Raw genomic sequence first — 24,138 nt, 5'->3', positions numbered from 1 at the left:
TTCAGGACATCCCGGGGAGGAGTTGGACGAGCAGGTCGATGAGCTTGATGCCGAGGAACGGCGCGATGATGCCGCCCAGGCCGTAGATCGTGAGGTTGCGGCTCAACAGAGTCGAGGCATTGCTCGGCCGGTAGTCGACACCGCGCAGGGCCAGGGGGATGAGCGCCACGATGACGATCGCGTTGAAGACGACCGCGGACAGGATCGCCGACTGCGGGCTGGCCAGGCGCATGATGTTCAGCGCGTCCAGGCCGGGGAACAGTGCCACGAACAACGCGGGAATGATCGCGAAGTACTTGGCGATGTCGTTGGCGATGGAGAACGTGGTGAGCGCGCCACGGGTGATCAGCAGCTGCTTGCCGATCTCGACGATCTCGATCAGCTTGGTCGGGTCCGAGTCCAGATCGACCATATTGCCCGCCTCTTTGGCGGCCGAGGTGCCGGTGTTCATCGCCACGCCCACATCGGCCTGGGCCAAGGCAGGGGCGTCGTTGGTGCCGTCACCGGTCATGGCGACCAGGCGGCCGCCGTCCTGTTCGGACTTGATCAGGGCGAGCTTGTCCTCCGGGGTCGCTTCGGCGAGGAAGTCGTCGACGCCGGCTTCGTCGGCGATCGCTTTGGCGGTCAACGGGTTGTCGCCGGTGATCATCACCGTGCGGATGCCCATGCGGCGCATCTCGTCGAAGCGTTCCCGCATGCCCTGTTTGACGACGTCCTTGAGATGGATGACGCCGAGCAGCCGCGGGGTGCCGTCCTTGACCTCACCGACCACCAGCGGGGTGCCGCCCGAGGCCGAGATGCCGTCGACGATCACCGCCGCCTGCTCGGGAACCGAACCACCCTGGGCGCGAACCCATTCCGTCACCGCACCGGCTGCCCCCTTGCGCAGCTGGTGCCCGTCGGCGAGGTCGACACCCGACATGCGGGTCTGCGCGGTGAACTCCACCCAGGTGGCGCCGGGCAGCTCGCCCGCGCTGCGTTCGCGTTTGTTGAACGTCTGCTTGGCGAACACGACGATCGAGCGCCCCTCCGGCGTCTCGTCGGCCAGGCTCGACAGCTGCGCCGCGTCGGCGAGTTCGTCGTCGGGAATGCCCGGCATCGGGACGAATTCGGCCGCCTGCCGGTTGCCGAGGGTGATGGTGCCGGTCTTGTCGAGCAGCAGCGTGTTCACATCGCCCGCGGCTTCCACCGCGCGACCCGACATGGCCAGCACATTGCGCTGCACCAGGCGGTCCATGCCGGCGATGCCGATGGCCGAGAGCAGCGCGCCGATGGTGGTCGGGATGAGGCAGACCAGCAGCGAGACCAGCACGATGCCGGTGATGCCGTGCGCGTCGAGCGCCGACGTGTCCGGCACGCCGGGGTTGTTCGACTTGGCGAAGATCGCCAGGGGCTGCAACGTGGTGACCGCGAAGACGAAGATGATCGTCAGCGCTGCGAGGAGGATATTGAGCGCGATCTCGTTCGGTGTCTTCTGGCGGCTGGCGCCTTCGACGAGCGCGATCATCTTGTCGATGAAGCTGGCGCCGGGCTCCTGGGTGATCTCGACGACGATCCGGTCCGAGAGCACCGTGGTGCCGCCGGTGATGGCCGACCGGTCGCCGCCGGATTCGCGGATGACCGGGGCGGATTCGCCGGTGATGGCCGATTCGTCCACCGAGGCGATGCCTTCGACGACGTCGCCGTCACCGGGGATGACCTGGCCCGCCTCGACCACGACGTGGTCACCGCGGCGCAGTTCGGTCGCGGCGACCCGCTCCTCGACGACGCGGCCGCCGGGCGTCCAGTCGGCCAGGCGGCGAGCGACGGTGTCGGTCTTGGCCTTTCGCAGGGTGTCGGCCTGGGCTTTGCCGCGCCCTTCGGCGACGGCCTCGGCCAGGTTGGCGAACACTACGGTCAGCCACAGCCACACCACGATCGCCCAGGCGAAGAAGCTCGGATCGGCGATAGCGAGGATGGTCGACCACACCGCGCCGATCTCCACGATCAGCATCACGGGGTTCTTCCACAGCGTGCGCGGGTCAAGTTTGCGCAGTGCGACAGGAAGTGAGGTGAGCAGCAGTTTCGGATCCAGGACGCCCTTCTGAACGCCCTTGGTCCGGTGTTCGGGCCGGGGTGCGGCCGGTGTTTCGAGGGTGGAACTTGTCATCTCAGTGGATTCCTTCGGCGAGCGGCCCGAGCGCGAGGGCGGGCAGGAAGGTGAGCGCGACCAGGATCACCGTCACACCGACGACCATGCCGACGAACTGCGGCCGGTGCGTCGGCAGCGTGCCGATCGAGGCGGGAGTGGTGCCCTGCTGGGCCAGTGAACCGGCCAGGGCCAGCACGAAGATGATCGGCAGGAACCGGCCGAACACCATCGCCAGGCCGAGCGCGGTATTGAACCACTCGGTATTGCCGGTGAGTCCGGCGAAGGCGGAACCGTTGTTGTTGGCCGCGGAGGTGAAGGCGTACAGCACTTCCGAGAGACCGTGCGGGCCGCTGTTGAGCATGCTCGCCCGCTGGCCGGGCAATGCCATGGCGACGGCGGTACCGACCAGCACGATGAGCGGACTCACCAGGAAATAGGAAGCGGCCAGCTTGATTTCGCGCGGGGTGATCTTCTTGCCGAGGTACTCCGGAGTGCGGCCGACCATCAGGCCCGCCACGAACACCGTGATCACGGCGAGGATGAGCATGCCGTACAGACCGGAGCCGACGCCGCCGGGCGCCACCTCGCCCAGCTGCATGTTGAACATCGTCATCAGGCCGCCGAGGCTGGTGTAGGAATCGTGGAACGAGTTCACCGCACCGGTCGAGGTGAGGGTCGTCGCGCCGGCGAAGGTGGCCGAATTCGCCACGCCGAAACGGGTTTCCACACCTTCCATGGACGCGCCGATCGCGGTCGGCACGGTGCCGTGGTGCTGCAGCTGGAACAGGTTGATCAGGGTGATACTGGCCAGCGCGATCGTGCCCATCACCGCCACGATCGCGTAGCCCTGCTTGGTGCTGCCCACCATCCGGCCGAAGGTGCGCGGCAGCGAGAAGGCGATCACCATCAGCAGGAAGATCTCCAGGAAATTCGTCCAGGTGCTCGCGTTCTCGAACGGATGCGCGGAGTTGGCGTTGTAGAAGCCGCCACCGTTGGTGCCGAGTTCCTTGATGACCTCCTGGCTGGCGACCGGGCCGCCGGTCAGGGTCTGCTGGGCGCCACCGAGAGTCTGGGCGACCTGATCGTGCAGGTGGAAGTTCTGGATGACACCGCCCGCGACCAGGATGATCGCGAAGACGAACGCGATCGGCAGCAGGATGCGCAGGGTACCGCGCACCAGATCGACCCAGAAGTTGCCGAGCTCGCCGGTATGACGGCGGGCGAACCCGCGCACCAGCGCCACCGCCACCGCCATACCGACGGCCGCGGAGACGAAATTCTGCACCGCCAGCCCGGCCATCTGCACCAGGTGACCCTGGGTCGACTCACCGGAATAGTTCTGCCAGTTCGTGTTGGTGACGAAACTGACCGCGGTGTTCCAGGCCAGCGCCGGGGTCATCTCGGTGCCGGGATCGTTCAGGTGCAGCGGCAGCGCGCCCTGCACCAGCTGGAAGAAGAACAGGAACAGGATGCCGACCGCCGAGAACGCCAGCACGCTGCGGGCATAGACCGGCCAGGTCTGTTCGACCTCGGGTTTCGCGCCGATGGCGCGGTAGATCAGCCGCTCGGCGCGGGAGTGCTTGTCGCTGCTGTAGACCCGGTACATGTAGTCGCCGAGCGGCACATGCACCAAGGCCAGTGTGATGACCAGGGCCGCCACGAAGACGATCCCCGCTGTTGTCGTGTTCACCTAGAACCTCTCGGGGAAGAGCAGCGCCGCGACCATGAACACGGCGACGAGAACAGCCAGTACGAGACCGACGAGGTTCGCGATCACAGCTTCTCCACCCCTCGCTGGATCAGGCCCAGCAGGGCGAAGATCGCCACGGTGAGCACCGTGAACACCACGACAGACATTTCCGACCTCCTTGCGCTCCGCGGTGAAGCGCTACAGCGAGTGAAGCGCTGTTTCGCGGCGCGGCGCTGGTTCCTTACGACTCCTTAGCGCCGGGTGGCCCGGTCTTGGCGGAATGTTGACGCCGGGCCGCTGTCCGGCTGTGCGGATGTCGTCAAAGCAGGCCGGATAACCGTCAAAGCACCGTAAAGATCGAGTTCAGGGCAGCGCGGCGTGGCGACAATGGGCACCGGCCGGCGAGCCTGCCGCCACTGGATGTAGGGAAAGTGAGATCGCGGTGTCTGTGGTGACTCTTGCGGTGATCGCCGGTTTCGTCGGATCACTGCTGCTGCTCCGGGTGCTGAATCGGCTCAATGCCTCGCACGCGCCGATGGTGACCGTCGGTGTGTTGCCGGTGCGGGCGCCGGTTCCGCAGCGCCGACCCGCGATGATGGATCAGTGAAACGCGGACAGCTGCGCATCTACCTCGGTGCGGCGCCGGGCGTGGGCAAGACCTACGCCATGCTCGGCGAAGCGCACCGGCGGTCCGAACGCGGTCGCGATGTGGTGGCGGCCGTGGTGGAGACGCACGGCCGCAAGAAGACCGCCGAGCTGCTGGATGGCCTCGAGCGGATCGCGCCGAAGCTGATCACCTACCGGGGTACCGAACTGCCCGAGCTCGATGTCGACGCGGTGCTGGCCCGCAAACCCGCGGTGGTGCTCGTCGACGAACTCGCGCACACCAATGCGCCAGGCAGCGTGCACGAGAAGCGCTGGCAGGATGTCGAGCAGCTGCTCGACGCGGGCATCGACGTCATCTCGACGGTGAACGTGCAGCACCTGGAGAGCCTCAACGACGTGGTCGCGCAGATCACCGGCATCGAGCAGCGCGAGACCGTGCCGGACGCGGTGGTCCGTGCCGCCGATCAGGTGGAACTGGTCGACCTCACGCCGGAAGCATTGCGGCGCAGGCTCTCCCACGGCAACGTCTACGCAGCCGACAAGGTCGACGCCGCGCTGCGCAACTACTTCCGCCCCGGCAACCTGACCGCGCTGCGCGAACTGGCGCTGCTGTGGCTGGCCGACCAGGTCGACGCCGCGCTGGCGAAATACCGTGCCGAACACAAGATCACCGAGCTGTGGGAGGCGCGCGAACGCGTGGTCGTCGCGGTGACCGGTGGGCGCGAATCGGAGACGGTGGTGCGCCGGGCCGGGCGGATCGCCTCCAAGTCCAGCGCCGATCTGGTCGTGGTGCACGTGGTGCGCGGCGACGGGCTGGCCGGAGTGTCCACCGAGCGGATGGCCACCCTGCGCGCGCTGGCTGCCGGTCTGGACGCCTCACTGCACACCGTCACCGGCGACGACGTGCCCACCGCCCTGCTCGATTTCGCGCGCGAGGTCAACGCCACCCAGCTGGTGCTCGGCACCTCGCGGCGCTCGCGCTGGGCGCGGATCCTCGACGAGGGCATCGGCGCCACCGTGGTGCAGCGCTCGGGCAAGATCGACGTGCACATGGTGACCCACGAGGAAGCCAATCGCGGGGTGCGCGCGCACTGGCTGCGCCCGCGCCGGCCGATCCTGGCCTGGCTGGCCGCGGTGGTCGTGCCGGTGCTGGTGAGCCTGGCCTGCGGGCTGCTGCTCGACCGCTGGCTGCAACTGGGCGGGCTCAGCGCCATGTTCTTCGTCGGTGTCGTCGCGGTGGCGCTGTTCGGCGGCGTGGTGCCGGCCGGGCTGTCGGCATTGCTGTCGGGACTGCTGCTGAACTGGTATTTCACCGATCCACGCTTCAGTTTCACCATCGCCGAGCCGGACAACTTCGTCACCGTGGTGGTGTTGCTGATCGTGGCGGTGGCGGTCGCGGCGCTGGTCGACGTGGCGGCGAAACGGACCAGGCAGGCGCGCAAGGCCTCGCGCGAGGCCGAACTGCTGACCATGTTCGCCGGCTCGGTACTGCACGGCGCCGACCTGCCGAACCTGCTCGAGCAGGTGCGTGAGGTCTACGGCCAGCGCGCGGTGAGTCTGCGCAGCGGTGATCAGGTGGTCGCCGCGGTGGGCGCCGAGCCGCCGCACCGGACCTCGGACGCGGGGACCGTGATCGAGGCAGGCGACGCGCGCAGTCAGCTGCTGCTGGCCGGCCGCTCGATCGACGCCGCCGACCGCCCGGTGCTCAACGCGGTCGCCAATCAGGCGGTGGGGCTGGTCCGCCAGGCGGCGCTGGCCGAGGAGGCGAGCGCGGCGGCGGCGCTGCTCGAAGCCGACCGGTTGCGCCGGGCACTGCTCTCGGCGGTCAGCCATGATCTGCGGACTCCGCTGGCCGGTGCGAAGGCGGCGGTGTCGAGCCTGCGCAGCGACGACATCGAGTTCTCCGCCGAGGACACCGGCGAACTGCTGGAGGCGATCGAGGAGTCCGTCGACCAGCTGACCGCGCTGGTCGGCAACCTGCTCGACTCCTCCCGTCTGGCCGTCGGCGTGGTCACGCCCCAGCTGCGCCGGGCCTATCTGGACGAGACGGTGCATCGCGCGCTGGTCAGCGTCGGGATGGGCGCCCGTGGGCTGCGGCGCGCGGCGATGGACCGGGTGCAGGTGCAGGTCGGTGAGGTGTCGGTGCGCGCCGACGGTGGCCTGCTCGAGCGGGTACTGGCCAATCTGATCGACAACGCCCTGCGCCACGGCGGTCGCGAGACGCCGGTGCGGGTCACCGCCGAACGGGACCGCGATCGGGTGTCGATCGCGGTCGTCGACCTCGGCCCCGGCGTCCCCGCCGGCACCGAGGAGCAGCTGTTCGAACCCTTCCAGCGCCTCGGCGACCACGACAACACCACCGGCGTAGGCCTCGGTTTGTCGGTGGTGCGCGGCTTCGTCGAGGCGATGGGCGGAACGGTGCATGCCGAACCGACGCCGGGCGGCGGCCTGACGATGCTCGTCGACCTACCCTCGGGGACACCGGCACCTCCACCAGACCACCGAGGAAAGTGAGCACATGGGTAACTCGCCGGGTACGGGCGACCGCACCCCACCTCCAGGACCGCCGGCCGCCCGCCCGACGGACCCCGCACCCGAGCCTGGCCAGAAATCGCGGAGAGGCGGAACAGTGCTGGTGGTGGATGACGAACCGCAGATCGTGCGCGCGCTGCGGATCAATCTGTCGGTGCGCGGCTACGAGGTGATCACCGCAGGCAACGGCGCGGCCGCCCTGCGCGCCGCCGCCGAGAAACACCCCGATGTGATCATCCTCGACCTCGGGCTGCCCGATATGGACGGGATCGAGGTGCTCGCGGGGTTGCGCGGCTGGACCACGGCGCCGGTGCTGGTGCTGTCGGCGCGCACCGATTCCGCCGACAAGGTCGAGGCGCTGGATGCGGGCGCCGACGACTACGTCACCAAGCCGTTCGGCATGGACGAACTGCTGGCCCGGCTGCGTGCGGCAGTCCGGCGTGGCGCCGCGGCGGTGGAGGCGGTGGATCCGGTGGTGGAGACGGCGTCGTTCACCGTCGATCTGGTGGCCAAGAAGGTCACCAAGAACGGCGCACCGGTGCACCTGACCCCGACCGAATGGGGCATGCTCGAGATGCTGGTGCGCCACCGCGGCAAGCTGGTCGGCCGCAAGGAACTCCTGCAAGAGGTATGGGGCCCGTCCTACGTCACCGAAACCCATTACCTGCGTGTCTATCTCGCGCAGTTGCGCCGCAAACTCGAAGACGACCCGGCCCACCCCCGCCACCTGCTGACCGAAGCGGGCATGGGGTACCGCTTCCAGGAATGAAAGCCGGCCGCTGATTTCGTCAGCACATGGGTAACTCGTCGGGTACGCCCAGAACTCGAGCGATGAGAAACGCAGGACCGGGGCGGATCGGTAGCGATTGATAGCGGGCGGCATGAATCGCGGGGAGGCGGTCATGCCAGGATCAAGGACATGGCTGAGCAGAACGTGACCACCGCACCGACCGAACTCTGGGTCGAGCGCACCGGAACCCGGGCCTACACCGGGCGCAGCTCGCGCGGCGCCGAGGTGCTGATCGCCTCGCAGGGCGTCGAAGGTGCCTTCACCCCCGGTGAGCTGATGAAGATCGCACTGGCCGCCTGCACCGGACTGAGCTCGGATCTGCCGCTGTCGCGCCGCCTCGGCGACGACTTCGACGCGACCGTCCGCGTCTCCGGCGACGCCGATCGCGAGAACGAGGTGTACCCGCAGCTCGACGAGATCATGGAGCTGGACCTGTCCGAGCTCGACGAGGCCGCCCGCGAGCGCCTGCTGGTCACCGTGCAGCGCGCCGTCGACAAGGTGTGCACTGTGGGCCGCACGCTGAAGGCGGGCACCAAGGTGAGCCTGAACTTCCAGATCGACGCATGAGCGACGCGCCGGTTCGGCTCAGCGCCTGGGTACACGGCTACATTCAGGGTGTCGGTTTCCGGTGGTGGACGCGTTCGCGCGCACTGGAACTCGGCCTGGTCGGCTATGCCCGCAACCATCGCGACGGGCGGGTGCACATCGTCGCCGAAGGCAGCCGAACGGCGGGCGAGAAACTCCTGGAGCTGCTACGGTCCGGCGCAGTGGCCGATCGCGCGGGCACCCCACCGCCTGGCCGGGTCGACCTGGTTGTGGAAAGCTGGGAGCCCGCGCGGGGCGACATGACCGGATTCGAGGAGCGCTAGTGGTGACTTCGGGGGCTAGGGGGCGGCAGCGGTGAGCACACAGAACCCTGGTCCGCCCGATCAGCCGGGACAACCCGACGACGGCGGGACCGGGCAGTCGCCGTGGACGCCACCGGATCCCGGCGCAGGCTGGCCGCCGATGCCGCAGCAGCCGCCCGAACCGCCCGCCGCCGAGCCGCCGCGCCAGGGCCGGATGGAACGCCAGGAACCGGGCAGCACGCAGCCGCGTCCGCCGACCGTGGCCGAGGCGCGGGCCAGGGACAAGGCGCGCAAGCAGGCCGAACAGGCCCAGCGCGCCGCCGCCGAGGCCGAGGACGCCAAGCGGCGCACCAGGAAACGCGTGATGATGGGCGGTGTCGCCGTCGTCGGTGTCGCCGCGCTCGTCGGCGGTGGGTATCTGGCCTACCGGGCGATCGCCGCACCCGAACAGGTCACCGCGTCGTGCGTGCAGATCGATGAGAACGGCAACGAGGTCGTCGTGGCCGACGAGTACTGCGGCGACGGCAAAACCAACTTCCGCGGCGACACCAGCCACGGTGGCGGCGGCAGCCTGATCCTGCTGGGCTGGCCGCAGTACCGCTACCACTACGGCGGCAGCTCCACCATCGGCAAACCGCCCAGCGGCGGCAGTTCGGTGAAGCCCCGCAACGCCGAGATCAAGACCAAGTCCGGCACCACCATCCAGCGCGGCGGCCTGGGCAGCAAGTCCACCGGCGGGAGCGGATCCTGATGCGGCGCGCGACGAATACGCCGCGCCCCGGCTGGCAGCAGATCATCGAGAGCCAGGGCCTGGTCTACGGCGTACCCGGGCGGGATGCCAGTGGCCAGCCGCGTCCGTACTGGGACGAATCGGTGCACTACGAGTTCTCGATGGACGAGATCCTCGCGCTGGAAGCCGATGTGGAACTGCTGCAGTCGATGTGCCTGCACGCGGCCGAGCACGTGGTGCTCACCGAACGCTTCGCCGATTTCGGTCTGCCGGAATGGAGTTGGGGCCCGATCACCGAATCCTGGCGGCGCAGCGACCCGTACGTCTACGGTCGCTTCGATCTGCGCTACGACGCGCGCCGCCCGGCCAAGCTGCTCGAGTACAACGCCGACACCCCCACCTCGCTGCTCGAGGCCGCGATCATCCAGTGGCATTGGCTCCAGCAGGTGTATCCCGGGGGCGACCAATGGAATTCGCTGCACGAGAAGCTGGTGGAACGCTGGACCGAGCTGCGCGGCGTGCTGCCCGGCACCGAACTGCACTTCACCTGGTCGGGCGCGGACGCGACCGGTGAGGACAATGTCACCACCGCGTACATGCAGGAGACCGCGGCCGAGGCCGGCTTCGACACCGTCGCGCTGCCGATCGAGGAGGTCGGTTTCGACATCGAGCTCGACCGGTTCGTCGATCTCGCCGAGGCGCCGATCGAGGCGGTTTTCAAGCTGTATCCCTGGGAGTGGATCCTCGACGACGATTTCGGCAAGCGCGTGGTGGCGAGCCTGCCGGCCACCGCCTGGGTGGAACCGCTGTGGACGACGCTGCTGAGCAACAAGGCGATCCTGGCGATCCTGTGGGAGATGTACCCCGGCCACCCCAATCTGCTGCCCGCCTACCTCGACGACCCGCACGAACTCACCGAGTACATCCGCAAACCCAAGCTCGGGCGTGAGGGCGCGAACATGACCATCGTCGGCGCGGGCATGGAGACCGCCACCGGTGGCGTGTACGGCCACGAGGGCTTCGTCTACCAGCTGCTCGACCCGCTCCCGGAATTCGACGGCATGCGCCCGGTGCTGGGCGCCTGGGTCGTCGGCGACACCGCCGCCGGGCTCGGCATCCGCGAGACCGCGGGCCTGATCACCGATGACGGCGCGGCCTTCGTGCCGCACCGCATCGTCGACTGACCACCCACCACTTTTTCGAAAGGACCACGATGACCGCCCTCGCCCTCGAATCGGGCTATTGGAGTGCACTCGGTGAAGGCGTCGGCGCCATCATCCTGTACTGCCTGATCGGCCTGGCGCTGATGCTGATCGGCTTCTTCGCCATCGACCTGACCACCCCGGGCAAGCTGCGTGATCTGGTGGTCGCGGGCAAGCCCAACGCACTGATCGTCTCGGCCGCGGGCATGATCAGCATGGCGTTCATCGTCGTGTTCGCGGTGCTGGCCACCGGCGGGGTGAACAAGCTGTCGGAGGGGCTGATCGCGGCGATCGTGTACGGCCTGGTCGGCATCATCGCCCAGGTGGTGTCGGTGCGCGTCATCGAGAAGGTCACCGGCATCGACATCGGCCGCACGCTGCACGCGGACACCTACACCCCCGAGGTGCTCGTGGTGGCCGCCGCGCACTTCGCGCTCGGTCTCGTGGTGGCGTTCGCGATTCTCTGACCACTGCGAGAGTTGACATCGCACAGTGGAGGGTGGACGCTGGAATTCAGTAGTCCACTGTGATGGTGACCGAGAGGACGTCGGCATGGATATCACCCCGGGTACACGCGCGTCCGACGCCGAACGCAACGCGATCGTCGCCCAGCTGGGCACGCATCTGGCCGACGGCAGGCTCGACCTCGCCGAATACGACCAGCGCGTCGCCAAGGTGTACGAGACGACCACCCGCGATCAGCTCGCCGTCGTCCTGTCCGACCTGCCGCCGCTGAAGCCGCAGCAGGACCCCGCCACCCCGGCCCGCAAGCCCGGCAAGCGGATCCCGGTCTGGCAGCGCATCGAGGCAGGCAGCTGGGCCGGTGTCAGCGTCATCGTGGTCGTCATCTGGGGCCTGATCAGCCTGACCGCAGGCGAACTCACCTATTTCTGGCCCATGTGGGTGATCGGCCCCTGGGGCGCGGTCCTGCTCTTCCGCGTCATCACCGGCTGGGAAGCCACCCCCGGCACCCAGACCCACCTACGCCAGATGCAGAAGCACATGAACCACCTCGACCCGCACGGCAAACACCTCGGTCCGCGCGATCCGCACTGACCCGGGCCGAATCGCAGCCAGGCGGGACGGTGGTGTCACCGTCTTCGGTTAGGCTCACGCGAGCACACGGGTCATCGGCCGGCTAACCCGGCCCGACCCGACCACCGCCGACCGCGTGTTCTGTCCTGCCCGCGCCCAGGTCCGGCCAGATTCGCGGAGAGGGGCACAGCTTGCACCTGAAGAGCCTGACGTTGAAGGGTTTCAAGTCCTTCGCCTCCGCGACCACCCTGCGGTTCGAACCGGGCATCACCTGCGTCGTCGGCCCGAACGGGTCCGGCAAGTCCAATGTCGTCGACGCGCTCACCTGGGTGATGGGTGAACAGGGCGCGAAGGCATTGCGGGGCGGCAAGATGCAGGACGTCATCTTCGCCGGGACCAGCGGGCGGGCCCCGCTCGGGCGCGCCGAGGTGACGTTGACCATCGACAATTCCGACGGCGCGCTGCCGATCGACTACGCCGAGGTGTCGATCACCCGGCGCATGTTCCGTGACGGTGCGGGCGAGTACGAGATCAACGGCAGCAGCTGCCGGTTGATGGATGTGCAGGAACTGCTCTCCGATTCCGGTATCGGGCGCGAGATGCACGTCATCGTCGGTCAGGGGCAGCTCTCGGCGATCCTGGAGTCGCGTCCGGAGGATCGTCGCGCCTTCGTCGAAGAGGCCGCTGGTGTGCTCAAGCACCGTCGGCGCAAGGAGAAGGCGGTCCGCAAGCTCGACGCGATGCAGGCCAATCTCGCCCGGCTCACCGATCTCACCACCGAACTGCGCCGCCAGCTCAAGCCGCTGGGCAGGCAGGCCGAGGTGGCGCGGCGCGCGCAGACCGTGCAGGCCGATCTGCGTGATGCCCGGTTGCGGCTGGCCGCCGACGACCTGGTGACCCGCCGCGGTGAGCTGGAGTCCCAGCTCAGCAAGGAGGCATACGCGCGCGAGCAGCAGATCACCGTGCAGTCCGAGCTCGACGCCGCCAATGCCGCGCTGGCCCAGCAGGAGTTCCAGCTGGCCAAGCTGAGTCCCAGCGCCGACGCCGCCGCGCAGACCTGGTTCCAGCTCTCGGCGCTGGCCGAGCGGGTCAATGCCACCATCCGGATCGCCGGTGACCGTGCCCGCCACCTCGATACCGAGACTCCGGTGGGCACCGGCCGTGATCCCGAGCAGCTCGAGGCCGAGGCCGACCGGATCGAGGCCGAGGAAGCCGAGCTGCGCTACGCCGTCGAGATGGCCGCCGAGACCCTGGAGGCCGCCCGCGAGGCACTTGCCGAGCGGGAGCACGCCGCCAAGGCCGCCGAGCAGGCGCATCTGGCCGCCGTCCGGGCCATCGCCGACCGGCGTGAGGGCCTGGCCCGGCTTTCCGGCCAGGTCGACACCCTGCGGACCCGGGCCCAGTCCGTGGATGCCGAGATCGCGCGGCTCTCGGTCGCCATCGCCGATGCCCGGCATCGAGGTGAGTCCGCGCAGGTCGAGTACGACGCCGTGCAGGACGAGCTCGGTGACCTCGACGCGGGGGAGAAGGGCCTCGACGCCCAGCACGAGCACGCGGTCGCCGCTCTGGACCTGGCCGACGAACGGGTGCGTGAACTGCGCGAACAGGACCGGGAGGCGAGCAAACTGGTCGCCCGCCTCGGCGCGCGCATCGAGGCGCTCGGCATGAACCTGGCCCGCAAGGACGGCGCGGCCTGGCTGCTCGAACACGGCGTCACCGGGCTCGGCGGCCGGCTGTCCGGGGAGCTGCGGGTGCGCGCCGGTTTCGAGGCCGCGGTCGCCGCGCTGCTCGGCCCGCTCGCCGACGCCGTCACCGCCGAGTCCGCCACCGCCGCCGACGCGGCCGTGCGGGAACTGCGCTCCGGTGACGGTGGCCGGGTGGCCTTCGTCTTCGAGACCACTGGCACGGTGCCCGCCGCGCCCACCGCGCTGCCCGCCGGGGCGACCTGGCTGGCCGAGGTGCTCGACGGCGCCGACCAGGTGCGTCCCGCGCTGGCGGCGCTCACCGCCGGGGTGGCGGTGGTCGAGGATCTGGCCGCCGCCACCGAACTCGTCGCGCTGCGTCCGGAACTGCGGGTGGTCACCCGCGACGGCGATCTGGCCGGTTCCGGCTGGATCGTGGGCGGCTCGGAGCGGATGCCGAGCCAGCTCGAGGTGCAGGCCGACATCGATGCCGCCACCGCGGAACTGGTGGCCGCGCAGCGCCGGGCCGAAGAGCTGGAAGCGGCGCTGGCCGGTGCGCTGGCCGAGCAGACCGACCGCAAGGACGCCGCCGACCACGCGCTGATGGCGCTGCACGAATCCGACCAGGCACTGCTGGCGATCTACGACCGTCTCGCCCGCGTCGGCCAGACGGCGCGCGCGGCCCAGACCGAGGGCGAACGGCTCGCCGGTCAGCGCGCCGAGGCCGAGGCCGCCCGGGAGAAGTCCCTGGCCTCGCTCGCCGAGCTGGAGGACCGGCTGCGGCACGCCGAGATCGAACACGACGGCAGCGACGACAGCTACGGCGCCGCGAGCACCGAGACCGCCGGCCGCGCCCGGGAGGAGGCCGCGGCCGCGCTGGCCGAGGCCCGCACCATGGAGGTCGAAGCCAGGCTGACGGTGCGTACCGCCGAGGAACGCGCGGAATCGGTGCGCGGCAAAGCGGATTCGCTGCGCCGGGCCGCCCGCGCCGAACGTGAGACCCGCGCCCGCGCCGAACGCGCCCAGGCCGCGCGCCGCCGGGCCGCCGCGGTGGCGGCCGCGGTCGCCGACTCCGGCGCCAAGATCGCGCACGAACTCGAACAGGTCGTCGCCGCCGCGGCCGCGCGCCGCGACGAACTGGTCCGCCGCCGGGGCGAATGCGCCGCCGCGCTCGAACAGGTGAAGGAACGCGCCAGGGTGCTGACCACCCAGCTGGCCCAGCTCACCGACGCCGTGCACCGCGACGAGGTCGCCAAAGCCCAAGCGGCCCTGCGGATCGAGCAGCTGGAGACCACCATCGCCGAGCAGTTCGGCATCGCCCTGGCCGACCTCGTCGCCGAATATGGTCCGGATGTCGCGCTGCCGCCCTCGGCATTGGAACTGCAGGAGTACGAGGACGCCAAAGAGCGCGGTGAACAGGTCAGCGCGCCGCAGCCGATGCCGTACGACCGGGCCACCCAGGAGCGCCGCGCCAAGCGCGCCGAGAAGGATCTCACCACCCTCGGCAAGGTGAATCCCCTTGCGCTGGAAGAGTTCGCGGCGCTCGAGGAACGCTACAACTTCCTGGCCACCCAGCTCGAGGACGTCAAGAACGCCCGCAAGGATCTCCTCGATGTGGTCGCCGAGGTGGACGCGCGCATCCTGCAGGTGTTCACCGAGGCCTACGCCGATGTGGAACGCGAGTTCGTCGGCGTCTTCGCGAAACTGTTCCCCGGCGGTGAGGGCAGGCTGGTGCTCACCGACCCGTCCGACATGCTCACCACCGGTATCGAGGTGGAGGCGCGGCCGCCGGGCAAGAAGGTCAAGCGGCTCTCGCTGCTCTCCGGCGGCGAGAAGTCACTGACCGCGGTGGCGCTGCTGGTCGCCATCTTCCGGGCCCGCCCGTCCCCGTTCTATGTGATGGACGAGGTCGAGGCGGCGCTCGACGACACCAACCTGCGCCGGCTGATCGGCCTGTTCGAGCAGTTGCGGGAGAAGAGCCAGCTGATCGTGATCACCCACCAGAAGCCCACCATGGAGATCGCCGACGCCCTCTACGGCGTGAGCATGCGCGGCGACGGCATCACCCAGGTGATCTCCCAACGGCTGAACCGCGCCGACACCGCAACCCCAGCCGAGCCGGAATCGGTCGGGGTGCCCGCCGGCTGAGTCAGAGGAGGTCGCTTACGTCGTCTGGGACATCGACGGCGTATTTGCGCAGGATGTCCATGGAGATCACTTCCAGCGCGTTCTCGTGGGTGGCGGCCAGCACCACCGGCGCGGCGACACCGTCCTCGTGGGCGTGCAGCCATCGCACGGCTACCACGCACCAGCGGTCGCCCGGCTGCAGGCCGGGGAAGTTGTTCTCCGGGCGCGGCGTGCTCAAATCGTTGCCGATAGAGGCCTGATGCTCCAAGAATTCCGCTGTCGCGACGGTGCACACGGTGTGGCTGCCGAGATCCTCCGGACCGGTGCTGCAGCACCCGTCCCGGTAGAAGCCCGTGAGAGGATCGGTGCCGCACTCTTCCAGCGGCCCCCCAAGCACGTTTCGATCGGTCACGTCGCCGATCCTATGGGGAGAGCGCCAGAAGTTCCGCAGGACAACGAATCTGTAGTGTTTCCGCGGCGTGCCGACCGGCCGGAAAAGCGGGCCTCGACCCGCCGCGCCGACGCCGCCGACGTGGCCCGACGTGCTGCCCGAATAGACTCGGCCGGGTGAGTTCGCAAGCGTGGATCCTGATCGCCGCGATCGCCGCCGTGCTGTTGGTGGCGCTCGTCGCGGGTTTCGTCCTGTACAAGCGGCGCCAGATCTCCTTGGCCCCACCCGAGCCCGACAAGGAGCTGACCGACCGCTCCGGCGGCTATACCGCCGCAGGCGGGTTCAATTTCAGCCAGGGCGGCACGGCGACGACGCTGCCACGGCCCGAACCGGCCGGTGAGCGCACCGACGACGAGGGCCAGCCGCACATCGGCGACGACGCCGCCGTCCCCCGCGACGCTCCGCGCCGTGGCATCACCGATGTGCCGCTGCCCGACGCCGACGTGCAGACCGCCGAGTCGGTGGTGGTCCCCGACGACCTGAGCAGCCTCGACACCACCCAGGCCTCCGCCGACACCGCGCCCGCCGACACCGCGCCCGCCGAGGCCGCGCCGACCGAGACCGCGCCGACCGGCACCGCGCCCGCCGACACCGCCCCGACCGCGCCGGCGCCGACCGAGACTGCCCCCGCCGATACAGCCCCGACCACCCCGGCCCCGACCGAGACCGCGCCCGCCGAGACCACCCCGGCGCCGGCCGAGGCCGCCCCCGCCGCCACCGCACCGACGGCTCCGGCCGATGACGTCGCCACCGCGATCGAGGAGATCGACCCCACCGCGGGCCGCCTCGAGCGCCTGCGCGGGCGCCTGTCGCGCTCCCAGAACGCGGTCGGCAAGAGTCTGCTCGGCCTGCTCGGCGGCGGCGACCTCGACGAGGATTCGTGGGAGGAGGTCGAGGACACCCTGGTGCTGGCCGATATCGGCACCGCGAGCACCGCCAAGATCGTCGAGCGGCTGCGCGCCGAGATGGCCACCCGCAGCGTGCGCACCCCCGAGCAGGCCCGCGCCACCCTGCGCGACGTGCTGATCGAGGCACTGCGCCCCGAACTGGATCGGTCCATCCACGCCCTGCCGCACGCCGATCACCCGGCGATCCTGCTGGTCGTCGGCGTCAACGGCACCGGCAAGACCACCACCACCGGCAAGCTGGCCCGCGTGCTCGTCGCCGACGGCCGCCGGGTGCTGCTCGGCGCCGCCGACACCTTCCGCGCCGCCGCCGCCGATCAGCTGCAGACCTGGGGTGAACGGGTCGGCGCCGAGACCGTGCGCGGCAAGGAGGCCGCCGACCCGGCCGCCGTCGCCTTCGACGCGGTCACCGCGGGCATCGACCGTGGCGTCGACGCGGTGCTGATCGACACCGCGGGCCGCCTGCACACCAAGACCGGCCTGATGGACGAGCTGGGCAAGGTCAAGCGCGTGGTGGAGAAGAAGGCCGAGGTCGACGAGGTGCTGCTGGTCCTCGACTCGACCGTCGGCCAGAACGGGCTCATGCAGGCGCGGGTCTTCGCCGACGTCGTCGATATCACCGGCGTGGTGCTCACCAAGCTGGACGGCACCGCCAAGGGCGGCATCGTCTTCCAGGTGCAGCACGAGCTGGGCGTGCCGGTGAAGCTGGTCGGGCTGGGCGAGGGGGCCGACGATCTGGCGCCGTTCGAGCCCGGCGCCTTCGTCGACGCGCTGCTCGGCGGTACCTCGTAGTTCCGCCGCGTTCGTCCCGCTGCCCGCCCGGTCGCGCGACCGGGCGGGCAGCGCTGTATCCAGGGCGAACAGGGCCGGTGACGGGCGCGGCGAACCGGTGGCGAATCGCACAGCCGCACCGTGCTCACCGTGAGCTCCCTGCCGGTGACCAACCCCACGAAACCTGGAAGCAACACAACCGCGCCATCCGTTCACGCAGGTGAAACACCACAGCTCAACGGATGAAACACCGAGTGGCGACCCTTCTGTACAGGTCCTTTCGCCGTCTTCGGCGGGGCCCGAGATGAGGAGGAATACAAGGTGGCATTTCCCGTAATCGGCGAGCCCAGTGCCGGTGACACCGCATGGATGCTGGCTTCGGCCGCGCTCGTGCTGTTGATGACGCCGGGCCTGGCCTTCTTCTACGGCGGTATGGTCCGTGGCAAGAACGTCCTGAACATGATCATGATGAGCATCTCGGCTATGGGTCTGGTGACCGTGCTGTGGTGTCTCTACGGCTTCTCGATGGCCTTCGGCGAGGACAAGGGCAAGCTGGTCGGTGACCCCCTGCAGTACTTCGGTCTGAAGGGCGTCTTCGGCGGCGACTACCTCGCCACCACCGACCCCGCGGCCCCCGCCGCGATCCCGCTGTTCGGCACGATCCCGCTCTCGGTGTTCGTGGCGTTCCAGCTCATGTTCGCGATCATCACCGTCGCACTCATCTCGGGCGCGGTCGCCGACCGCCTCAAGTTCGGCTCGTGGCTCGTATTTGCCGGAATCTGGGCCACGGTCGTCTACTTCCCCGTCGCGCACTGGGTCTTCGCCTTCAGCGGTTACACCGGTGAGAACGGCGGCTGGATCGCCAACAACCTCAAGGCGATCGACTTCGCCGGCGGTACCGCCGTGCACATCAACGCCGGTGCGGCCGGTCTGGTCCTGTGCCTGATCCTCGGCAAGCGCAAGGGCTGGCCGAAGACGCCGTTCCGCCCGCACAACCTGCCGTTCGTGATGCTCGGCGCCGGTCTGCTGTGGTTCGGCTGGTACGGCTTCAACGCCGGTTCGGCCCTGGGTGCCAACGGCATCGCCGGCGCCACCTTCCTCACCACCACCATCGCCACCGCGGCCGCGATGATCGCCTGGCTGATCGTGGAGAAGATCCGCGACGGTCACCCGACCTCCCTCGGCGCCGCATCGGGCATCGTGGCCGGTCTGGTCGCCATCACCCCGGCGTGTTCGTCGGTGAACGTGGTCGGCGCGCTGGTCGTCGGTATCGTCTCCGGCGCGGTCTGCGCCCTGGCCGTCGGCCTGAAGTTCCGCTTCGGCTTCGACGACTCGCTCGACGTCGTCGGTGTGCACCTCGTCGGTGGTCTGATCGGTACCCTGCTGGTCGGCCTGGTCGCCACGGCCGAAGCTCCCGCGGGTGTCGACGGTCTGTTCTACGGTGGTGGAGTCGAGCAGTTGAAGCTGCAGGCTGTCGGGGCGTTCGCCGTCCTCGCCTACTCGCTCGTCGCGACGGCCGTGATCGCCTACGCGATCAAGTTCACCATCGGCCTGCGCGCGAGCGATGAGTCCGAGTCGGCGGGTCTGGACGAGGCTGAGCACGCGGAAACCGCTTACGATTTCGCTGCTGTGGGTGGCACGGCACGCTCGCTCGTCAAGGAGGCATGACGAACATGAAACTGGTTACGGCAATCGTCAAACCGTTCACGCTCGAGGATGTGAAGACCGGGCTGGAACAAGCAGGCGTGCTCGGCATGACCGTCAGCGAAGTCCAGGGGTACGGCAGGCAGAAGGGCCACACCGAGGTCTACCGCGGTGCGGAGTACTCGGTGGACTTCGTCCCGAAGGTTCGCGTCGAGGTCGTCGTCGACGATGCGTCGGTGGAGAAGGTCGTCGAGGTGATCGTCGAGGCCTCGCGCACCGGCAAGATCGGTGACGGCAAGGTGTGGGTGACCCCGGTGGACACCATCATCCGCGTCCGCACCGGCGAACGCGGAAGCGACGCACTGTAATTCGGTAGCGAAGCACCAGTAAACGATCGAGCGGCGGCCCCGCTCCCACCGGTTCTCCGGTCGGGGCGGGGCCGCGCGCATGAATGGCGGTGGGGCTGTGGCACGACAGAACGGCGGTATTCAGCACAACGGCGCGGCGGACCTGGTCAAGGCCAGGGCGGCGCTGCTCGAGGGCGCCGGAACGCGCAATCCGCGCCTCGACCCGGAATCGTTGCGGTCGGCACTGGTCGACCTGTTCGAGCTCTGGCTCACCGGCAAGGGCAACGAACTGGGCATCACCGCCGACAGCGGACTGGCCCTGGTCGCGGTCGGCGGCCTCGGCAGGCGGGAGATGCTGCCCTACTCCGATCTGGATCTGGTGCTGCTGCACGACGACGTCGACCCGGCCGTGGTGGCCGAGGTGGCCGATCAGCTCTGGTACCCGCTCTGGGACGCCCACATCAAGCTCGACCACAGCGTGCGCACGGTGCCACAGGCGCTGCGGGTGGCCGCCGACGACCTGATCGCCGGGCTCGGCCTGCTCGAGGCCCGCCACATCGTCGGCGACGAGGATCTCAGCAATCTGCTCATCGGCGGGGTGCGCCGGGAATGGCGCACCGGCATCCGCTCCCGCTTCGACGAGCTGATCGCGCAGACCACCGCGCGCTGGCAGCGCAGCGGCGAGATCGCCCATCGCGCCGAACCCGACCTGAAGAACGGCCGCGGTGGCCTGCGCGATATCCAGCTGCTCGACGCCCTGGCCATCGCCCAGCTCACCGACGCCATGCCCGGCCTGGGCCCCGAGGTCCCCGGCGGCGGCCTGCAGCAGGCACACCGCAAGCTGCTCGACGTGCGCACCGAACTGCACCGGGTCGCGGGCCGGGCCCGCGATCAGCTGCGCGCCCAGGACGCCGACGAGATCGGCGCCGCCCTGCGCATCGGCGACCGTTTCGATCTGGCCCGCACGCTCAGTGACTCCGCCCGCACCGTGAGCTACTCCTGCGACGTCGGCCTGCGCACCGCGGCCAACGCGCTGCCGCGGCGCGGCCTGGCCAGGCTGCGCCGGATGCCGGTGCGCCGACCACTCGATGAGGGGGTGGTCGAGCACGCCGGCGAGGTGGTGCTGGCCAGGGACGCACGGCCGCAGCGCGATCCCGGCCTGATCCTGCGGGTGGCCGCGGCCTCGGCGCGCACCGGTCTGCCGATGTCGGCGACCACGCTCAACCGGCTCTCCGAGGACGCGCCCGAGCTGCGCGAGCCGTGGCCCAAGGACGCGCTCAACGACCTGCTCGTGCTGCTCGGCTCGGGCCGCGCCGGCATCGACGCGGTCGAGGCGCTGGACCGGACGGGCTTGTGGGGCAGGCTCTTTCCGGAGTGGGGCGCGGTCCGTGACCTGCCCCCGCGCGATGTCCTGCACACCTGGACGGTGGACCGGCACCTGATGGAGACCGTCGCGTACGCGGGTGGGCTGAGCACCCGTGTCGCCCGGCCCGACCTGCTCATCCTCGGCGCCCTGCTGCACGACATCGGCAAGGGCCGCGCGGGCGACCACAGCGTCGTCGGCGCCGAGCTCGCCGTCCACATCGGCCGCAGGCTCGGCCTGTGGCCCTCGGATGTGGGTACCCTCAGCGCGATCGTGCGCTACCACCTGCTGCTGCCCGACACCGCGACCCGCCGTGACCTCGACGACCCGGCCACCGTGCAGCGCGTGGCCGACGCGCTCGACGGCGACATCGGGCTGCTGGAGCTGCTGCACGCGCTCGCCGAAGCCGATTCGATGGCGACCGGTCCCGGGGTGTGGGGTGATTGGAAGGCCTCGCTGATCGGCGAGCTGGTCCGCCGCTGCAAGCTGGCGATGGCGGGGGAGCCGCTGCCGCAACCGGAGCCGATCGATGCCCAGCTGCTGGAGCGGGCGCGGGCCGGCGGCGTGCACGTCACCCTGGCGCCGGGCGAGGGCAAACACACCTACCTCGTCACGGTGATCGCGCCCGACGAGCCCGGCCTGCTCTCCGACGCGGCGGGCGTGCTCGCGCTGCACTCGCTGCGCGTGCTGTCGGCCTCGCTGGGCGCGGCGGGCGAGTCGGCGGTCAACACCTTCGTGGTGACCCCGAAATTCGGCAACCCGCCCGACGCGGGTCTGCTGCGCCAGGAACTGATCAAGGCCATCAACGGCACGCTGAAGCTGCCCGAGGCGCTGGCCGAGCGCGAGGCCGAGGCCGTCGGCGCCGGACCGGGCCGCTATGCGCTGGCCGAGCCGCGGGTGCTCTGGTCGGCGACCAGCACACCGGGACAGGTGATCCTGGAGTTGCGCGCCGAGGACCGGGTCGGCCTGCTGTCGCGGCTGGCCGGTGCCTTCGCCGCAGTGGGCGCCGATGTGCGCTGGGCCAAGGCGGTCACGATGGGTTCGGCCGTCGTCGACGCGTTCTGCCTGGACCTCGGTGACAGCGACAGCCCGCAGCTACGAGCCGGCATCGAGCAGGCCGTTCTCGACGTGGTTCCGCACCCCGCCCCGCCACCGCCGCCGGAGCCGGCCGACGGCGGCGCCTGACACTGTCAGGACACGGTTTACTCACCGATTGCTATCAGGTTGCCCGCGAAAGCCGCGCGCTGCCCGATAAGTCGAGATGGGACCTATAGCATTCCTGAGGTCTGGCTGTCACTCGATCGAGGGGAGAGCAGATCCGTGGCTATCGAAGTCGTTTCCGCATCGATGATGACCAGCGACGCGACCGCGCACATCGCGCGGTGCGTCGGCGGTGACCTGTGGGTGGTTTCCTGGCTCCCGGGCCGCACCCTCACCGGCGCCCAGGCGCTCGCCGCGATGACCATCGCCTCGACCACCGCCCATCACCTCGACAGTCCCGACTCCGAATGGGATCGGATCGAGGCCCTCTCGCGGGAACTGGGCCTCACCGGACGCGAAGCGGTGTACCTGGTGAACATCGAGAATCACGAATTGCGCCGCACCGCGCCCCCGCACGTGCGCCACCGGGAATAACACCCATTACCCTGGGAGGGCAATACACGTCCCTTTCAGATCAGGAGCGCGATCGGTGTTCGAATCCCTGTCCGACCGGCTTACCGGTGCACTGCAGGATCTGCGCGGTAAGGGGCGGCTGTCACCGGCCGACATCGACGCCACCGCGCGCGAGATCCGCCTCGCACTCCTCGAGGCCGACGTCGCGCTGCCCGTGGTGCGCGGCTTCATCGCCAACATCAAGGAACGCGCCAAGGGCGCGGAGGTCTCCGCCGCGCTCAACCCGGCGCAGCAGGTCGTCAAGATCGTCAACGAGGAGCTCGTCGGCATCCTCGGCGGCGAGACCCGCAGGCTCACCCTTGCCAAGAACCCGCCGACGGTCATCATGCTGGCCGGTCTGCAGGGTGCCGGTAAGACGACCCTGGCCGGCAAGCTCGCCAAGTGGCTCAAGGGTCAGGGGCATCAGCCCTTGCTGGTGGCCTGTGACCTCCAGCGTCCCGGCGCGGTCACCCAGCTGCAGGTCGTCGGTGAGCGCGCGGGCGTGCCCGTGTTCGCCCCGCACCCCGGCACCTCCGTCGGCGGCGGCGAGAACCCGCTCGGCATCTCCGCGGCCGATCCGGTCGCGGTCGCCTCGGCCGGTATCGAGGAAGCCAAGGCCAAGCAGTACGACGTGGTCATCGTCGACACCGCGGGCCGCCTCGGCATCGACGCCGAGCTGATGAACCAGGCCGCGGGCATCCGCGACGCCGTACGGCCCGACGAGACGCTGTTCGTGCTCGACGCCATGATCGGCCAGGACGCGGTCAGCACCGCCGAAGCCTTCCGCGACGGCGTCGGCTTCACCGGTGTCGTGCTCACCAAGCTCGACGGTGACGCCCGCGGTGGTGCCGCGCTGTCGGTGCGCAATGTCACCGGCGCGCCGATCATGTTCGCCTCCACCGGTGAGAAGCTCGAGGACTTCGACGTCTTCCATCCCGACCGGATGGCCTCGCGCATCCTCGGCATGGGCGATGTGCTCACCCTCATCGAGCAGGCCGAACAGGTCTACGACGCGCAGCAGGCCGAGGAGACCGCCCGCAAGATCGGCAGCGGCGAACTCACCCTCGAGGACTTCCTCGACCAGATGCTGGCCATCCGCAAGATGGGCCCGATCGGCAACCTGCTCGGCATGCTGCCCGGTGCGGGCCAGATGAAGGACGCGCTCGCCGCCGTCGACGACAAGCAGCTCGACCGCGTGCAGGCCATCATCCGCGGCATGACCCCCGCCGAGCGCGACAACCCGAAGATCATCAACGCCTCCCGCCGGCTGCGCATCGCCAACGGCTCGGGCGTGCAGGTCTCCGAGGTCAACCAGCTCGTCGACCGCTTCTTCGAGGCCAAGAAGATGATGGCCATGATGGGCCGTCAGATGGGCCTGCCCGGTGCGCGCCGCGGCAACAACAAGAAGGGCAAGAAGGGCAAGAAGGGCGGCCGCGGCCCGACCCCGCCGAAGATGCGCGGCGGTTTCCCCGGCATGCCCGCCGGGATGCCCGGTCTGCCGCCGGGTATGGACCTGTCGCAGATGCCGCCGGGTCTCGATCAGCTGCCGCCCGGCCTGGACGGCATCGACCTGTCCCAGCTGAAGTTCCCCAAGAATTAGGGAGAACGGCCGGTGATCCGAAACGGATCAC

19 protein-coding genes are annotated in these 24,138 nt (G+C 69.6%); 16 read left to right on the top strand and 3 right to left on the bottom strand.

The features are described 5' to 3' along the window. Position 1 precedes the first annotated feature (1 nt). Positions 2 to 2,149, bottom strand: coding sequence for a potassium-transporting ATPase subunit KdpB (gene kdpB / locus ACFXK0_RS00275; protein ID WP_379407427.1), 2,148 nt, complete (start codon positions 2,147 to 2,149; stop codon positions 2 to 4). Position 2,150: 1 nt separating this feature from the next. Next, a complete protein-coding gene (kdpA, locus tag ACFXK0_RS00270) occupies positions 2,151 to 3,821 on the bottom strand; it encodes a potassium-transporting ATPase subunit KdpA (protein WP_379407426.1) in 1,671 nt (556 codons plus the stop codon). Between the two features lie 451 nt (positions 3,822 to 4,272). Here kdpA and ACFXK0_RS00265 point away from each other — a divergent pair, with 451 nt between their 5' ends. The 10 genes from ACFXK0_RS00265 to smc all read left to right on the top strand — a co-directional run bounded on the left by ACFXK0_RS00265 (position 4,273) and on the right by smc (position 15,394). Then, on the top strand, positions 4,273 to 4,428 hold the full coding sequence (locus ACFXK0_RS00265; RefSeq protein ID WP_379407425.1) for a hypothetical protein: 156 nt from the start codon (positions 4,273 to 4,275) through the stop codon (positions 4,426 to 4,428). Continuing rightward, complete coding sequence (locus ACFXK0_RS00260) at positions 4,425 to 6,941, top strand: ATP-binding protein (RefSeq protein WP_379407423.1); 2,517 nt, start codon at positions 4,425 to 4,427, stop codon at positions 6,939 to 6,941. The genes ACFXK0_RS00265 and ACFXK0_RS00260 overlap by 4 nt, the downstream gene beginning before the upstream one ends. A gap of 115 nt (positions 6,942 to 7,056) precedes the next feature. Further along, positions 7,057 to 7,728, top strand: a complete 672-nt coding sequence (locus tag ACFXK0_RS00255) for a response regulator (RefSeq protein ID WP_379407422.1) — start codon at positions 7,057 to 7,059, stop codon at positions 7,726 to 7,728. Positions 7,729 to 7,878: 150 nt separating this feature from the next. After that, a complete protein-coding gene (locus tag ACFXK0_RS00250) occupies positions 7,879 to 8,316 on the top strand; it encodes an OsmC family protein (RefSeq protein ID WP_379407420.1) in 438 nt (145 codons plus the stop codon). Continuing rightward, positions 8,313 to 8,618 (top strand): acylphosphatase, encoded by a 306-nt coding sequence (locus ACFXK0_RS00245; RefSeq protein ID WP_379407419.1) that lies wholly within the window; start codon positions 8,313 to 8,315, stop codon positions 8,616 to 8,618. Before ACFXK0_RS00250 ends, ACFXK0_RS00245 begins: the two co-directional genes overlap by 4 nt. Before the next feature lie 31 nt (positions 8,619 to 8,649). After that, the gene (locus ACFXK0_RS00240; protein WP_379407418.1) at positions 8,650 to 9,348 is read left to right on the top strand and encodes a hypothetical protein; all 699 of its coding nucleotides are present in this window, start codon (positions 8,650 to 8,652) and stop codon (positions 9,346 to 9,348) included. Beyond that, the gene (locus ACFXK0_RS00235; RefSeq protein ID WP_379407417.1) at positions 9,348 to 10,511 is read left to right on the top strand and encodes a glutathionylspermidine synthase family protein; all 1,164 of its coding nucleotides are present in this window, start codon (positions 9,348 to 9,350) and stop codon (positions 10,509 to 10,511) included. The genes ACFXK0_RS00240 and ACFXK0_RS00235 overlap by 1 nt, the downstream gene beginning before the upstream one ends. A gap of 29 nt (positions 10,512 to 10,540) precedes the next feature. Then, the gene (locus tag ACFXK0_RS00230; RefSeq protein ID WP_379407416.1) at positions 10,541 to 10,996 is read left to right on the top strand and encodes a DUF350 domain-containing protein; all 456 of its coding nucleotides are present in this window, start codon (positions 10,541 to 10,543) and stop codon (positions 10,994 to 10,996) included. Between the two features lie 85 nt (positions 10,997 to 11,081). Next, positions 11,082 to 11,585: a DUF1707 domain-containing protein gene (locus tag ACFXK0_RS00225; protein WP_379407415.1), complete on the top strand. Its 504-nt coding sequence runs from the start codon at positions 11,082 to 11,084 to the stop codon at positions 11,583 to 11,585. Positions 11,586 to 11,755: 170 nt separating this feature from the next. Further along, positions 11,756 to 15,394: a chromosome segregation protein SMC gene (smc, locus tag ACFXK0_RS00220; RefSeq protein WP_379407414.1), complete on the top strand. Its 3,639-nt coding sequence runs from the start codon at positions 11,756 to 11,758 to the stop codon at positions 15,392 to 15,394. A gap of 1 nt (position 15,395) precedes the next feature. Here smc and ACFXK0_RS00215 read toward each other — a convergent pair whose 3' ends face one another. Next, on the bottom strand, positions 15,396 to 15,785 hold the full coding sequence (locus tag ACFXK0_RS00215; protein WP_379407412.1) for a DUF2237 family protein: 390 nt from the start codon (positions 15,783 to 15,785) through the stop codon (positions 15,396 to 15,398). 155 nt (positions 15,786 to 15,940) lie between these two features. On the opposite strand from ACFXK0_RS00215, the gene ftsY reads away from it, so the two are divergent. The 6 genes from ftsY (at position 15,941) to ffh (ending at position 24,107) form a co-directional block, all read left to right on the top strand. Next, positions 15,941 to 17,521: a signal recognition particle-docking protein FtsY gene (gene ftsY / locus ACFXK0_RS00210; protein ID WP_379407411.1), complete on the top strand. Its 1,581-nt coding sequence runs from the start codon at positions 15,941 to 15,943 to the stop codon at positions 17,519 to 17,521. Between the two features lie 300 nt (positions 17,522 to 17,821). Then, positions 17,822 to 19,168 carry an ammonium transporter gene (locus ACFXK0_RS00205; RefSeq protein ID WP_379407410.1) on the top strand — a complete coding sequence of 449 codons (1,347 nt, stop codon included), beginning with the start codon at positions 17,822 to 17,824 and terminating at the stop codon, positions 19,166 to 19,168. 5 nt (positions 19,169 to 19,173) lie between these two features. Next, positions 19,174 to 19,512: a P-II family nitrogen regulator gene (locus ACFXK0_RS00200; RefSeq protein ID WP_110036141.1), complete on the top strand. Its 339-nt coding sequence runs from the start codon at positions 19,174 to 19,176 to the stop codon at positions 19,510 to 19,512. Positions 19,513 to 19,591: 79 nt separating this feature from the next. Beyond that, positions 19,592 to 22,039, top strand: a complete 2,448-nt coding sequence (locus ACFXK0_RS00195; protein WP_379407408.1) for a [protein-PII] uridylyltransferase — start codon at positions 19,592 to 19,594, stop codon at positions 22,037 to 22,039. A 135-nt stretch (positions 22,040 to 22,174) separates the two neighbouring features. Further along, positions 22,175 to 22,489, top strand: coding sequence for a hypothetical protein (locus ACFXK0_RS00190; protein WP_379407407.1), 315 nt, complete (start codon positions 22,175 to 22,177; stop codon positions 22,487 to 22,489). 55 nt (positions 22,490 to 22,544) lie between these two features. Further along, on the top strand, positions 22,545 to 24,107 hold the full coding sequence (ffh, locus tag ACFXK0_RS00185; protein WP_379407405.1) for a signal recognition particle protein: 1,563 nt from the start codon (positions 22,545 to 22,547) through the stop codon (positions 24,105 to 24,107). The last annotated feature ends 31 nt before the right edge of the window (positions 24,108 to 24,138 follow it).

Source organism: Nocardia sp. NPDC059177, from assembly GCF_042755165.1.
GTDB lineage: Bacteria > Actinomycetota > Actinomycetes > Mycobacteriales > Mycobacteriaceae > Nocardia.
Note: the sequence above shows the minus strand (reverse complement) of the source record. Positions and strands in the feature narration are given on the sequence as shown.

What these genes read in the sequence shown, in the direction of transcription:
- ACFXK0_RS00250 (WP_379407420.1), top strand. Translation starts at nt 7,879, where the DNA reads ATGGCTGAGCAGAACGTGACCACCGCACCGACCGAACTCTGGGTCGAG.
- ACFXK0_RS00225 (WP_379407415.1), top strand. Translation starts at nt 11,082, where the DNA reads ATGGATATCACCCCGGGTACACGCGCGTCCGACGCCGAACGCAACGCG.
- ACFXK0_RS00195 (WP_379407408.1), top strand. Translation starts at nt 19,592, where the DNA reads ATGAATGGCGGTGGGGCTGTGGCACGACAGAACGGCGGTATTCAGCAC.
- kdpB (WP_379407427.1), bottom strand. Translation starts at nt 2,149, where the DNA reads ATGACAAGTTCCACCCTCGAAACACCGGCCGCACCCCGGCCCGAACAC.
- ACFXK0_RS00230 (WP_379407416.1), top strand. Translation starts at nt 10,541, where the DNA reads ATGACCGCCCTCGCCCTCGAATCGGGCTATTGGAGTGCACTCGGTGAA.
- ACFXK0_RS00245 (WP_379407419.1), top strand. Translation starts at nt 8,313, where the DNA reads ATGAGCGACGCGCCGGTTCGGCTCAGCGCCTGGGTACACGGCTACATT.
- ACFXK0_RS00200 (WP_110036141.1), top strand. Translation starts at nt 19,174, where the DNA reads ATGAAACTGGTTACGGCAATCGTCAAACCGTTCACGCTCGAGGATGTG.
- ACFXK0_RS00235 (WP_379407417.1), top strand. Translation starts at nt 9,348, where the DNA reads ATGCGGCGCGCGACGAATACGCCGCGCCCCGGCTGGCAGCAGATCATC.